The 12,874-nt window shown below is 59.1% G+C and carries 12 protein-coding genes; 9 read left to right on the top strand and 3 right to left on the bottom strand.

The features are described 5' to 3' along the window. Positions 1-34 precede the first annotated feature (34 nt). The gene (locus MCUTH_RS09115; RefSeq protein ID WP_066958278.1) at positions 35-727 is read left to right on the top strand and encodes a RibD family protein; all 693 of its coding nucleotides are present in this window, start codon (positions 35-37) and stop codon (positions 725-727) included. Between the two features lie 81 nt (positions 728-808). On the opposite strand, the gene truD is transcribed toward MCUTH_RS09115, so the two are convergent. Together truD and pth2 are read right to left on the bottom strand one after the other, a co-directional pair. Beyond that, positions 809-2,080 carry a tRNA pseudouridine(13) synthase TruD gene (truD, locus tag MCUTH_RS09110; RefSeq protein WP_066958276.1) on the bottom strand — a complete coding sequence of 424 codons (1,272 nt, stop codon included), beginning with the start codon at positions 2,078-2,080 and terminating at the stop codon, positions 809-811. Next, positions 2,077-2,439: a peptidyl-tRNA hydrolase Pth2 gene (gene pth2 / locus MCUTH_RS09105; protein WP_066958274.1), complete on the bottom strand. Its 363-nt coding sequence runs from the start codon at positions 2,437-2,439 to the stop codon at positions 2,077-2,079. Before pth2 ends, truD begins: the two co-directional genes overlap by 4 nt. Before the next feature lie 756 nt (positions 2,440-3,195). Here pth2 and MCUTH_RS09100 point away from each other — a divergent pair. From MCUTH_RS09100 to gyrA, 8 genes are all read left to right on the top strand, one after another. Further along, positions 3,196-4,329 (top strand): geranylgeranyl reductase family protein, encoded by a 1,134-nt coding sequence (locus tag MCUTH_RS09100; RefSeq protein ID WP_236707448.1) that lies wholly within the window; start codon positions 3,196-3,198, stop codon positions 4,327-4,329. A 63-nt stretch (positions 4,330-4,392) separates the two neighbouring features. Beyond that, positions 4,393-5,031 (top strand): cobalt transporter CbiM, encoded by a 639-nt coding sequence (gene cbiM / locus MCUTH_RS09095; protein ID WP_066958271.1) that lies wholly within the window; start codon positions 4,393-4,395, stop codon positions 5,029-5,031. Next, positions 5,031-5,381, top strand: coding sequence for a PDGLE domain-containing protein (locus tag MCUTH_RS09090; RefSeq protein WP_066958269.1), 351 nt, complete (start codon positions 5,031-5,033; stop codon positions 5,379-5,381). The genes cbiM and MCUTH_RS09090 overlap by 1 nt, the downstream gene beginning before the upstream one ends. A 30-nt stretch (positions 5,382-5,411) precedes the next feature. Beyond that, complete coding sequence (locus MCUTH_RS09085) at positions 5,412-6,245, top strand: ATP-binding cassette domain-containing protein (RefSeq protein ID WP_066958267.1); 834 nt, start codon at positions 5,412-5,414, stop codon at positions 6,243-6,245. Next, entirely contained in the window at positions 6,242-7,057 is an 816-nt protein-coding gene (gene cbiQ, locus MCUTH_RS09080) for a cobalt ECF transporter T component CbiQ (RefSeq protein WP_066958266.1), read from the top strand. The genes MCUTH_RS09085 and cbiQ overlap by 4 nt, the downstream gene beginning before the upstream one ends. A 108-nt stretch (positions 7,058-7,165) precedes the next feature. Further along, entirely contained in the window at positions 7,166-7,480 is a 315-nt protein-coding gene (locus tag MCUTH_RS09075) for a hypothetical protein (RefSeq protein WP_066958264.1), read from the top strand. Between the two features lie 202 nt (positions 7,481-7,682). Continuing rightward, the gene (gyrB, locus tag MCUTH_RS09070) at positions 7,683-9,653 is read left to right on the top strand and encodes a DNA topoisomerase (ATP-hydrolyzing) subunit B (protein WP_066958263.1); all 1,971 of its coding nucleotides are present in this window, start codon (positions 7,683-7,685) and stop codon (positions 9,651-9,653) included. Then, entirely contained in the window at positions 9,643-12,060 is a 2,418-nt protein-coding gene (gyrA, locus tag MCUTH_RS09065; RefSeq protein WP_066958262.1) for a DNA gyrase subunit A, read from the top strand. The genes gyrB and gyrA overlap by 11 nt, the downstream gene beginning before the upstream one ends. Before the next feature lie 45 nt (positions 12,061-12,105). Here gyrA and MCUTH_RS09060 read toward each other — a convergent pair whose 3' ends face one another. Then, positions 12,106-12,819 (bottom strand): PP2C family protein-serine/threonine phosphatase, encoded by a 714-nt coding sequence (locus MCUTH_RS09060; RefSeq protein WP_224732832.1) that lies wholly within the window; start codon positions 12,817-12,819, stop codon positions 12,106-12,108. Positions 12,820-12,874 lie beyond the last annotated feature (55 nt).

Raw genomic sequence — 12,874 nt, 5'->3', positions numbered from 1 at the left:
CTCCCGTTAGATAGATCTGTGGGAAGGAGATCCAATGGCTGAATACGACAGGCCGCACGTTCTTATGATGTCGGAGATCACCGTCGACGGGAAGCTCACCCTGAAGCGCGGGGCCTCCAGCAAGATCCTTATGAAATACATGGCACCCGAGACCGAGATTCTTCTTCACCAGACCCGGGCAGCATGCGATGCCATCATGGTCGGAGCAAACACTATCCGGATCGATAACTCCTTCCTGACAGTTCGGCTGGTGGAGGGGAAGAATCCGCTCCGCGTTATTCCGTGCAGCCGGGCCGATCTCCCACCGAATGCAAACGTGCTCGGACCGGACGCGCGGACGGTCATCGCGGTCAGCAAGGCCGCGCCGGCGGAAAATGTTGCCCGTCTCCGGGAGACCGGAGTCGATCTCGTCGTTGCCGGAGAAAACGAGATCGACCTGCCCGAACTGATGCGGATCCTTAAGAGGGATTACGGTGTCCGCCGGATGATGATCGAAGGTGGACCAACGCTGAACTGGTCCATGCTGAACCATCACCTTGTCGACGAGATTCGCCTGATCCACCTGCCGTTCATCGTCGGCGGTGCCGATACCCCGTCGCTCGTCGGCGGCATGCACATCGAGACTGAAAAAGAGATGATCCGGCTCGCCCTGAAGCGCCACTTCATGTGCGGGAGCAACCTGGTCACCGAGTGGGACGTACTCTACAGAGACGGTCCCGAAGAATAACCATTTTTCACTTGCCCTCTTGAGTGCCCCTTCATATCGCCGGGGGAGTGAATGATCTGATCCGGAACCTGCCTTTGCGTCTCAGATCATCACGTAGGGATCCGCCTTCATAAACTCCCGGCAGACCGTCGTCGCGTAGTGGCCGGGGGGGAGGGTAAACCGGAGCCGGACACTCTCACCGGATATATCAGCCTGAACATCCGCAGAGAGACTGATCGCCCGGAGAGTTCCGGCGAACTTGGTCTCCACGAACCGGGAGGCACGCTCGAAGTCTTCTGCAGTGATCCCCGACTTCTCCATCAGATCCTGCATGATCTCATCCATCGGACCGTGCGATGCCATCGGTTCGGAACCCGGAATGAATAGGGCAATCCGGCACCGGCCGCGGCGGATCTGCATGAGAGCCGCCTGCCGGTTCCGCGACGAGACGATATCCTCGCGGCCGTTTGCAAAGAGGAGACGGTCGCCGACCTCCGGCTCGGTGAGCGAGAAGCCTGCATCGATGCGGGAGGAGAGCGCGCAGTTGAAGAGATACGACTGGAACGCGCTTACGAGGAGCGAGAGGAGTTTTGGCGGAAGAACCCGGAGCGCGCCGGCGTAGTCGCCGGGGTTCGCGACGAGGTGGTTTGCCATCGCCCGCTCGTACGTCATCTGGATGGGAAGGTCGGCGAGCGCCGCCCGTGCATCGCGGGTCTCTGCAAAATTGCGCCTGGCCCGTTGCGCCGTCTCCGTCTCGAGGGGATACGTCCGGCCGATGTACGTGACCACGGCGCCCTCGTAATTGCCCTTGAGGATCTCCTCACCGACGATATGAGTGACCGGCCGGACGACGCCGAATCGCTGGAGCCCGTAGTAGTTTGGCACCCCGGCGGATACCGCCTCTGTGGCCGCCTGGACACGTTTAGCAAGTTCCTCCGGGTTACAGTCCCGGATAACGATATCGAACCGGTTGCCCGCAAGATCTCCGAGGCTGAGCGGATGCTGCGACCGGCCCACGACCTCAAGCAAGATATCTTTGATGCGCACCAGCCCGACCGCTTCGGGCGTGACATCGTAGATCGATATGAACTGGGTGGTCACCGCGTTCTTGTCCTTGGTCCCCGCCCAGGCGATCCGCCGGTGGCTGATCCCGAGGTGCTTAGCAATCTCTTTGACCGCCTGCTGGAGTTCCCAGTTCTTCTTGGTGAGCCGGCAGATGAGGTATGGTCCGTTCGGGTCGCTGATGGGAAGCGGAAGTTCTTCGACGACGAAGTCTTCGGGGCTTGAACGGAGCCGCCCCCCGATACCGGGGGAGTCGGATGCGTAATAGCGCATCCCGAGGTCTTTCTCAAGGGGATAGGGTGAGGGCATCATAGCAGGGAGAGGTCGCCGGTGATCCGGTCGAGGTCTTCGGAACGAGCGGGTCCAAGACCGAGCGCCGTCACGGTCCCCGGCGGGATCTCGGTCAACCCGGCGTCCTGGATGATCGAGGCGGGGATGCCCGCCTGCTCTGCGATCGTCTTGAGTTCAAAGAGCTGCCGCTCATTTTGCACCTTCAGCACCACTTTCTTCTGCCCTTCGTCGAGCCAGGCCTTCTTTGCGATCTTATCGGCCTTCTCGTAGGCGCTGACGGCGGCGTGGGCGATCTGCGCACACTTCTTGCCGCAACTCATCTTGATGTCGGCGCGCACGACCAGACACTGCTTCCACTTAAACTCCCGTTCTTCCGGCATTTCGGTACTACCTGGGGCATGATCCGTCAAATATGCAGCTAATGGGGGCAGGGGGCGGCAGGTGCTACTGGTATCGTTGATCTGAATGCTGGGGGGCACGATAGGACGAAAAATTAGGTATTCGGCGTGACTCACACTCGGGTGTTCCTGCTCTGTCCCGGGGTGTGTTGCATATTGGATCTGGTCTAAAAACCGGAGCCCATCCATGAGGTTTTGTTCTTAAGAGTGTGTGCACGGCTTTCCATGGGGCATCGTATCTGGGGGGTGGGGACAGGGGAGGGGGGCGTGCCCCCCTCGCACCTACCGGTGCTCGAGCTCCGGTCCTTCGGACCGTCGCACTCCCCGTCAGCCCCACCCCCCATGGCGATTCCCCCACGGTCCAGTGCAAGGGGTTTTGTGGGCGCATTCACCGTTCTGATTTAAAGCAAATATGCTCTGGAACTACCTATCCCTCAAATTTTTGAACTAGACCCGACAGGTTGCACAATTAGGAACAGACAAAACAAGCAAACTCAAGTGTGAGTCAACACTCTGAAGAACAAAACCTCATGAGATGGCTGTTGTTGGAAGTCCAATGGATGCCTTATCTGTCCAATCCGAAGACCGGCCGTACGACTATAAGTACCTCTCATCCACCCCATTTTATGCCTCCATAGGTCTATTATTGTCAGGAACCAGGTGCCGGCCTGAACACACGCACCCGGTCGCCGGAAACCCACGTCTGCGAGGCATGGTAATCTGATCTGGGATGTAGTTGTGGTTGGCGCAGGCCCCGCCGGGAGTGCTGCCGCGCGGGCCTGTGCTGAGGAGGGGCTTTCAACGCTCTGCATCGAGGAGCATGGAACGATCGGGTACCCCGTTCAGTGCGCGGGCCTCCTCTCCGCGTCCGCGTTTGCGGAGTGCGACGTCTCGAAGAGGTCGGTCTTGAACGAGGTGACCGGCGCCCGGATGTTCTCCGGTCTTGGCGGGGAACTCCTCTTCGACGCGGGGGTCACGAAGGCGTACGTCGTGGATCGGTGTCTCCTCGATCGGGAGATGGCGGAGAATGCAGCGAACGCGGGAGCGGAGTTTTGCTTGAAGACCAGCGCCTGCGGCATCCGGGGCACCACGCTTCTCGCCCGCGGGGTTTGCGGGCGCGAGGAGATTCCCTTCCGCCTCCTGATCGCCGCCGACGGCCCGCGCAGTTCCATCGCCCGAATGCTCGGTCTGCAGCGAGCGGAGACCTACCTCGCCGGGGTGCAGGCGGAGGTGCCGCATGAGATGGACCCGCGCTATGTGGAACTGCACCCCAACGCCTCCCCTGACTTCTTCGGGTGGGTGATCCCGGTGTCGGAGACCCGGGCACGCGTCGGGCTCTGCGCACGGGAGCAGGCAAAGGACCACTTCGATCGGTTCATCGCCCGATACGGGGATAATATCCTCCACCTCGTAAGCGGAGTCATCCCGCTCGGGGTCATGCCACAGACCTATGGCCACCGTGCGCTCTTCGTCGGCGATGCGGCGGGGTTTGCGAAACCCACGTCGGGAGGCGGGGTCTATACCGGCGTCCGGTCGGCAAAGCACGCTGCCGCAGTCGCAGCGGCCTGCGTGGCCCGCATGACGTTCGACGACGAAAGCCTCCGGGATTATGAACGACGCTGGAAGAAGGATTTCGGAAGAGAGCTTGATATCGGGATGAAGGCGCTTAGGATGAGGCAGAGGATGACGCCGGAAGAGATCGACCGCCTCTGCCGGGCCCTTAATGACGAAGACCTCATCGCGACGATTGTGGAGCACGGCGATATGGATCGGCCGGGTGCATTGCTCCGCAAACTCGCCCTGAAACCCGCATTAGCCAGGGCAATGGGCATACTTTTCGCATCAGGAGTACGTCAGATTCTTACCGGCTGATATCCCCGTCACGTTTAGTAATAACTTTATATCAAAACGTATTACAGTTCGTCAGGGTGCGACATGCATATTCCTGACGCGCTTATACCGATGGGACAGGCCCTGGTCTACTGGGTCATTGCCCTTATCTTCATTGCTCTCGCCCTCCGGTGGGCGCGACGTTCGATGGGAGAGGAGAAGGTGCCGCTGGTTGCCGTGCTTGCGGCAGGCATCTTCGCCATTCAGGCGTTGAACATCCCCATTCCCTGGGGAACGAGCGGCCACATGGTCGGCGCAGCGCTCGCGGCAATCGTCCTCGGGTCACCGTATGCAGGCGTCTTTGTCCTGACGCTGGTGCTCCTCGTGCAGGGCGTCATCTTCGGTGACGGCGGCATCACCGTCATGGGCGCCAACATCGTCAACATGGGCGTCGTCGGCGGATTTGTCGGCTACTACGGGTATACCGCCGTTAAGGGCGTAATAGGCAACTCGTATGCCGCTGCATTCATCGCCGGCTGGGCATCGCTCTTCATCTCCGCGATCCTCTGTGCGGTCGAACTTGCAATCGCCGGGACGTTCCCGCTTGGACTCGGCCTCACCATGATGGGGACCTACCACGCCGTCATCGGTCTCATCGAAGGAGGCATCACCGCGGTTGCTCTCTACCTGATCGCGTCGGCACGGCCCGACATCCTTGAACATCCCACGGTGGTGAGTGCGTAATGGAGAGAAAGCAGTTTGTCATCATCGGTATCGCGATCGCCCTCGTGATCGCCGTTGCCGCGCCGTTCCTCGCGTCAGGGGACCCCGACGGGCTAGAGAGTGCGTTCTTCAGCATCTACGGGGCAAAACCCTTCATGGGGAGCGAACTCGATGAAGATGCCGCCGGCGCCGCAGAGGAGCAGGTAGTCGCCGTGACCGGGAACGACTTCACGTATGAGGCGCTCATGCCCGATTACAGCATTCCCGGGATGGATAAGGCCGGAGAAGTGATCGCGATCGTGATCGGCACCCTCCTCATGCTCGTCCTGGTGCTCGGTGTTGCGAAGATCTCCGCACGGCCCGATAACTAAATACATAAAAAGTTCCTATTTTTTGCTATCATGCACCTGATCGAGACCCGCGATCTCACCCATATTTACCACGGCGGTGTTCGTGCCCTCGAGAGTGTGAACTTCATTGCAGAGCGAAAGTCACGCATCGCCGTCATCGGGCCGAACGGGGCCGGAAAGAGCACCCTTTTTAAGCATTTCAACGGCATCCTCAAACCCACGTCCGGCGAGGTGCTGGTCCGGGGCGAGCCGATCACGAAGGAGAACCTCCGCGAGGTGCGCAAGTTCGTCGGGATCGTCTTCCAGAACCCCGACGACCAGATCTTCTCTCCGACCGTGGAGCAGGATGTCGCGTTCGGTCCGACCAACCTCGGCCTCGACGAGACAACGGTTGCTCACCGCGTCGAGGAGGCGCTGCATCTCCTCGGGATCGAGGAACTGCGGGATCGCGTGCCGCACCACCTCTCGGGTGGCGAGAAGAAACGGGTGGCCATCGCGGGCATTCTCGCGATGGAGCCGCAGGTGCTGGTGCTTGATGAACCGACCGCGGGGCTCGATCCACAGGGTGTCTCCGATCTTGTCGAGTTCATCAATCGACTGCCCAATGAGTACGGCATGACGGTGGTCTTCTCGACACACCATCTCGACCTCGTTGCAGAGATGGCGGACTTCGTTTACGTGATGGATAAGGGGAGCGTGGTCGGCTCAGGGACGGTTGAGGAGATCTTCGCCCGGTCTGAGTTGCTTGCCCGTACAAGGCTCAATATACCGCCTATACCGAAATTGATCCGGTCGCTCCAGGAGAACGGCATTCCCATCGAGATGGCCTATACCTACGAGGATGCGAAGAAGTCGTTTCTCGAAGCCTATGCAAGAAGAGTATGATCGACGACCTCTATGCAATCGAGAAACATGCTGGCAGGATAAGCCCCATCCACCAGCTGGATGCGAGAATTAAACTTCTTATAACGCTCGCTGCCATTGTGGCCATCGTCGCCGTACCTTACTCGACGAGGATTTACGAGCTCGGTACCGTCTTCTTTGCTCTCTTTGCCGGACTCTGGGTTGTATCCCGCCTCTCTCCGGTTGTCTACCTCCAGAGGCTTGCGATCATCCTGCCGTTCGGGATCTTTCTCGTTATCTTTCAGGTCTTCATCAAAAATCCGTACTATGACGCCTTTCATACGATTGCAACCCTTCCCTTCGGGATCGAGGTCTACGCAGAATCTGTAGAGTTTGCGTCGATTCTCCTCGTGAAGTTCATCGTCAGCGTATCGTTCATCATCCTGCTCTCGTCAACGACAAAGATGCAGGATATGATCGAGGCCGCGGGGAGGCTTGGTCTGCCGCGGGAGTTCACCCTCACGCTCGGTATGATGGTCCGCTACATATTCGTCTTTGCCGAGATGTTCGGCAGGATACGGACCGCGATGGAGACCCGGTGTTTCGATCCCCTCGACCGGACGCTCCCCTACCGCTACCGGCTGCACCAGATCGGCTACACGGTCGGGACGATCTTCATCCGGTCCTACGAGCAGGGCGAGCGCACCTACACGAGCATGCTCTGCCGGGGCTACGGAGCGAACGCGAGCCTGTATATCCGGCGAAAGCCTCTCGGTGCCGGAGAGATCGTCTTCTTTGTCGGAGTACTGGCCTTCATCGTGCTCTCTACGGTGCTCATCTATATGCAGCCGTAGGTCGGTGGTGCCTGCAAGCCCCGCCCCCACACTTCCTAGATGGAACAGGGATTCTTCTCTGCCGCACAAAACGGATCATTCATATCAATCGGGTGTACATAGGAGAGTATGGCCGCAAAAAGCGAATTCGGCAGAGGCTTTATCGTCAATCTCATGCTTCTTTCGCGGCACTTCGGTCTGCCGCCGGAGAGGGCCTTCATTGGCGCCGCCGATCACCTCAACGACTTCATCGTGCCGGAACAGTTCCGGGGGACCGAGATCGAAGAGCTCGCTGAGCGTCTTCGCAAGATGGTAATCTGGCACCAGCCGGGTATCATGGACAAAGAGGATGCTGCAGACGTAAGAAGGCTTCTCAACCGGATAGCAGTAGCCATCGATACAGAGCTTGGCATACCGAACCCCGACACAGGGAAATACGATTGATTGGGATGCTCCTCTCCTGCACGGTCGGGCTGTTCATATTCCCTGGCAGATGCGGGCGAAAGCTCCATTGTGCTGTGGACCGCGAGGATAATCCTGAAACGATGAATTTTTTGGAGCCATACAGTATAAGTGGTTATAAGACCAATATATAGTGTGAGTTTTGTTGCGATTCAGGACACCGCTCTTCTAGCGGAGGTCATAGATGACTGATACTTACGATGCTTCTCATATTACGGTACTGGAAGGCTTGAGACCGGTGCGGGAACGTCCCGCCATGTACATCGGCAGTACGGATACCCGGGGGTTGCATCACCTGGTCTACGAGGTCGTGGACAATGCTGTGGATGAGGCTCTTGCCGGGTTCTGCGATCGGATCCTGGTGATCATCAACCGGGACGGTTCGATCACGATCGATGATAATGGCCGGGGTATCCCGGTCGATCTCATGCCGCAGTATGGCAAGAGCGCTCTTGAGATCGTCCTTACCGTACTCCATGCCGGTGGGAAGTTCGATAAGAACACGTACCAGGTCTCCGGCGGTCTGCATGGTGTCGGTGTCTCGGTCGTCAATGCTCTCTCAAGCTGGCTCGATGCAACGGTCTATAGGGACGGCAAGATCTACACGATGCAGTTCCGGCAGGGTCTGGTTACAAAGCCGCTTGAGAGCCGCCAGGAGACCCAAGCCGAGATGGAGGTGCGCTACGCGGAGCGATACGGCGACCGGCCGGGACGTCATATCGACTACGAGCGTCTTCGGGGCACCCGGATCACGTTCCAGCCCGACCGCTCGATCTTCGAGACCATCGAGTTCGATTATGATGTTCTGGACCACCGGCTCCGCGAGCTTGCCTACTTAAATAGCGGCCTTACGATCGTCCTCCGGGACGAGCGGACCGGCGATGCGGTCACATACTGTTTCGAAGACGGTATCCGGCAATTCGTCGCTCACATCGGCGAGGGGAAGGAGAGCCTCCACGATGATATCATCTACTTCCAGAAGCGCGACTCCGAGAACATGGTTGAGGTCGAGGTCGCCCTGCAATATAACAACTCATACACGGAGACGATCTACACCTACGTCAACAGCGTCAATACCCGCGAGGGAGGCACTCACCTCGAAGGCTTCCGGAGCGCTCTCACCAGGGCGATCAACGGCGCCGCCCACCGTAACAACCTCTTAAAAAGCAACGATGCCCAGGTACGGGGCGAAGATGTCAGGGAAGGGCTCGCGGCCGTCATCAGCACCCGGATCGCGAACCCCCAGTTCGAGGGGCAGACCAAGATGCGCCTTGGAAACAGCAACGTTCGGGGCATCGTGGACTCGCTCGTCTACTCCTCCCTCACCGAGTACTTTGAGGAGCATCCAAAGACCCTCCAGGCGATCGTGGAGAAGGCAATGGCGGCAGCCCGGGCCCGTGAAGCTGCCCGGGCCGCGCGCGATCTCGCCAGACGCAAGAGCACGCTTGAGTCAACCGGTCTTCCTGGGAAGCTCGCCGACTGCCAGGAACGTGACCCGGCGAAGAGCGAACTCTATATCGTGGAAGGAGACTCTGCAGGCGGTTCTGCGAAACAGGGCCGGGACCGAAAGTTCCAGGCGATCCTCCCCCTCCGGGGAAAGATCTTAAACGTCGAGAAGGCGTCGGCACACAAGATCCTCAAGAACGCTGAGATCCAGGCTCTGATCTCCGCTATCGGCACCGGGGTTGGGGACAATTTCGACGTGGAGCGAGCCCGCTACCACCACATCATCCTGATGACCGATGCGGATGTCGATGGGGCACATATCCGGACGCTCCTTCTCACGTTCTTCTACCGCTACATGGTGGAGATCATAGAGAAAGGCTACGTCTACATTGCCCAGCCGCCGCTCTATCGGATCGTCAGAGGAAAACAGGTGCAGTATGCCTACCGCGAAGAGGAGTTGCACAAGATCATCTCTGAGTCCGGCGAGAAAGGTCTCACCATCCAGCGTTACAAGGGTCTTGGTGAGATGAATGCAGAGCAGCTCTGGAGCACCACGATGGATCCGGAGAATCGGATCCTCAAACAGGTGAGGATCGAAGATGCCGCTTACGCAAACGAGATATTCGAGAAACTCATGGGAGAAAACGTAGACGCCCGGAGAGACTTCATCCGCCGGCACGCAAAGGAGGTGAACAACCTTGACATCTAAGCAGGTTGTTCCGATAAACATCGAAGACGAGATGAAGTCATGCTACATCGACTACGCGATGAGCGTGATCATCGGCCGGGCCATCCCCGACGTGAGGGACGGCTTGAAACCGGTCCATCGCCGCACCCTCTACGCCATGCGGGAGCTCGGCAACACCAGCGACAAGCCCTACAAGAAGAGCGCCCGTATTGTCGGAGACGTAATGGGTAAATACCATCCTCACGGCGATGCAGCCATCTACGATACGCTCGTGAAGATGGCCCAACCGTTCTCCTACCGCTACACGCTGGTGGACGGCCAGGGGAACTTCGGCTCCGTCGACGGGGACTCTGCTGCCGCCATGCGATACACGGAGGCGAGGCTCACCAAGGTCGCGGAGGAACTGCTCGCCGATATTGAGAAGGAGACCGTCGATTTCGTTCCGAACTTCGACGGATCGCTTGAGGAGCCCGCTGTCCTCCCTGCCCGGATCCCGAACCTCCTCGTCAACGGATCGAGCGGGATTGCGGTCGGTATGGCGACGAACATGCCGCCTCACAACCTCCGCGAGGTCTGTGAGGCGATCTGCCGTGTCATCGACGAGCCGGGTGTCTCCACGGAGGAGCTGATGCAGATCATGCCGGGCCCGGACTTTCCGACCGGCGGGATCATCATGGGCTCCGAGGGTATCCGCGAGGCCTACCTGACCGGGCGCGGGAAGTGCGTGGTCCGTGGAGTCGCAGAGATCGTGGAGGAAGGCCGGACACCGCAGATCATCATCACCGAGATCCCCTTCCAGGTGAACAAGGCGCGCTTGATCGAGAGCATCGCAGGCCATGTTCGTGAAAAGAGGATCGAGGGCATCAGTGACATCCGCGATGAGTCGGATCGCGACGGCATGCGGGTCGTGATCGACCTTAAAAAGGGTGTCTCGCCCCAGGTGGTGCTGAACTACCTCTACAAAAACACAGCGCTTGAGTCTTCCTTTGGGATCATCAACCTCGCGATCGTCGACCACCAGCCCCGGACGCTGAACCTCAAGGAACTCATCCACGAATATCTCAAGCACCGGGTGGAGGTCGTCCGGCGAAGGACCGAGTTCGATCTCGCTAAGAGCGAGGAACGAATGCACATCCTCCGCGGTCTCCTCGTCGCGCTCGAGAATATCGATGCGGTCATCGCGACCATCCGGGCATCCGGGACGACCGAGGAGGCTGCAAAGGCCCTGGTGGAGAAGTTTGCGCTGGATGAGGTGCAGGCCGACGCAATCTTGAAGATGCAGCTTCGGCGGCTTGCGGCGCTTGAGCAGCAGAAGATCCTCGACGAACGTGATGCCCTCGCCAAAGAGATCGAGCGGCTCACCGAGATCCTTGCAAGCGAAGCAAACATTCTTGCCGTGATCAAGAGTGAACTCGTCGATATTGGTACGCGCTACGGTGACGAACGGAGGACCCGGATCGAGCGCAAAGTCGAGACGCTCGAGGTGGAGGACCTCATCGAGAATAAACCAATGCTGGTCTCGCTCACCTCTTCAAATTACATCAAGCGCATCGACCTTGACACCTACAGGAACCAGCGGCGCGGGGGACGCGGCGTCATCGGAATGGCCACCAAGGAAGACGACGGCGTCGAGCGGGTCTTTGTCGCCAATACGCACGATACTCTCCTCTGTTTCACTGATAGAGGGAAGGCGTACTGGCTGAAGGTCTACGACCTTCCCGAGGGGCAGCGGGCGAGCAAGGGCAAGGCCCTTGTCAACCTCTTAAACCTCGGCGGCGACGAGCGGGTGACTGCTGTCATTCCGGTCAGGGAGTTCCGGTCAGATCACTACCTCTTCTTTGCGACGAGAGGAGGAACTGTCGCAAAGATTGCGCTCGACGAGTTCTCGAGGCCCCGGCAGACCGGGATCAATGCTATCAACCTCCGCGATGGCGATGCGCTGGTGGATGTGAAGGTGACCGATGGGAACCAGGAACTGATCCTGACGACCAAGTTCGGGCAGAGCCTCCGGTTCCACGAGGAGGCGGTTCGCCCGGTTCACCGGGGTGCCATGGGCGTGCGGGGGATCAAGCTCCGCAGCGGGGATACCCTCCAGGCCATATCCGTGGTTGAGGGCGACCATCTCCTCACCATCACGGAGCAGGGCTTCGGGAAGCGGACGGAGTTCGACGAGTTCCGCGGCCACGGGAGAGGCACGCTCGGCGTACGAAACATCCTCGTTGACGCCCGGGGCGGCGGTGTCGTCGGATCGATGGCAGTCTCCGACGATGCCGAGATCATCGTGATGAGTGCGTCCGGCATCGTAATCCGGACGAAGGTCTCCGAGATCTCGGTCCAGAAACGAGGAACTCGCGGCGTCCGGGTCATGAAACTCGATGACGGCGACCGTGTCATCGGATTTACGATCCTCGATAAGGAAGATGCGTAAATCCCTCCTACTCCGTCTTTTTTAACCCGGACACCGGGTCGCTTATCACGCTCTTGCGACGATTGCGGTGATGTTATCGGTGCTTGCTGCGTCCTTCGCGGCCTCGATCAGCCTTCGGCATGCCTCCTCGGGCTCACTGGCAAGCACAATCTCCTGAATGGCGCTCTCAGGGAGATAGTCGTGGAGACCGTCTGAGGTGATGACGAGAACCGCCCCGGCAATCATCTGCTCATCTAGGTCCACCCGCACCCATCTCTCCAGGCCAAGAGCCTGGGTCAGGATGTTCTTTCCGGGGTGAGAGATCGCTTCTGCGGGGGAGATTACCCCGGAATCCACAAGGCTCTGGACGTAATTCTGGTCGCGCGTATGCCAGACGGACGAGGGCGTGATGATGTGGGTTCTACAATCGCCCACCGTGCCGATCCAGCACCTGCCCGAATCATCAACGATCGCAGCCGAGAGTGTCGTCCCGGAGTTCAGGCGGTTTTCCTGGTTGTAGGTGCGTATTCTCGTATTTGCATGCTGGAAGATGCGCTCAAGCACTGCGGGAGGTTCCATCGCGGGAAGGCACCTTTCTGCAATCGCCTCCAGAGCCTGGATTGCCATCCTGCTTGCGACCTCCCCGCGCTCGTGCCCCCCAAGGCCGTCAGCGACGGCAAATACGTGATACCCGTTGACCTGGCCGGTAAAATAGGCATCTTCGTTCTGCTCACGTAGCCCCATATCGCTCATCGCCGCATATCGAATCACCGGCTTCACACCTACCCCACATTCCTCTGGATGCGCGAATGAATAGTCTTTTGTGCTCCGCTGC

Origin of the sequence: Methanoculleus thermophilus, assembly GCF_001571405.1 — an archaeon.
Taxonomy (GTDB): domain Archaea; phylum Halobacteriota; class Methanomicrobia; order Methanomicrobiales; family Methanoculleaceae; genus Methanoculleus; species Methanoculleus thermophilus.
This window is presented reverse-complemented; position numbering and strand designations above follow the sequence as displayed.

Coding starts and splice junctions, on each gene's coding strand:
- MCUTH_RS09115 (WP_066958278.1), top strand. CDS start 35: ATGGCTGAATACGACAGGCCGCACGTTCTTATGATGTCGGAGATCACC.
- truD (WP_066958276.1), bottom strand. CDS start 2,080: ATGATGCCCTCACCCTATCCCCTTGAGAAAGACCTCGGGATGCGCTAT.
- pth2 (WP_066958274.1), bottom strand. CDS start 2,439: ATGCCGGAAGAACGGGAGTTTAAGTGGAAGCAGTGTCTGGTCGTGCGC.
- cbiM (WP_066958271.1), top strand. CDS start 4,393: ATGCATATTCCTGACGCGCTTATACCGATGGGACAGGCCCTGGTCTAC.
- MCUTH_RS09090 (WP_066958269.1), top strand. CDS start 5,031: ATGGAGAGAAAGCAGTTTGTCATCATCGGTATCGCGATCGCCCTCGTG.
- MCUTH_RS09085 (WP_066958267.1), top strand. CDS start 5,412: ATGCACCTGATCGAGACCCGCGATCTCACCCATATTTACCACGGCGGT.
- cbiQ (WP_066958266.1), top strand. CDS start 6,242: ATGATCGACGACCTCTATGCAATCGAGAAACATGCTGGCAGGATAAGC.
- MCUTH_RS09075 (WP_066958264.1), top strand. CDS start 7,166: ATGGCCGCAAAAAGCGAATTCGGCAGAGGCTTTATCGTCAATCTCATG.
- gyrB (WP_066958263.1), top strand. CDS start 7,683: ATGACTGATACTTACGATGCTTCTCATATTACGGTACTGGAAGGCTTG.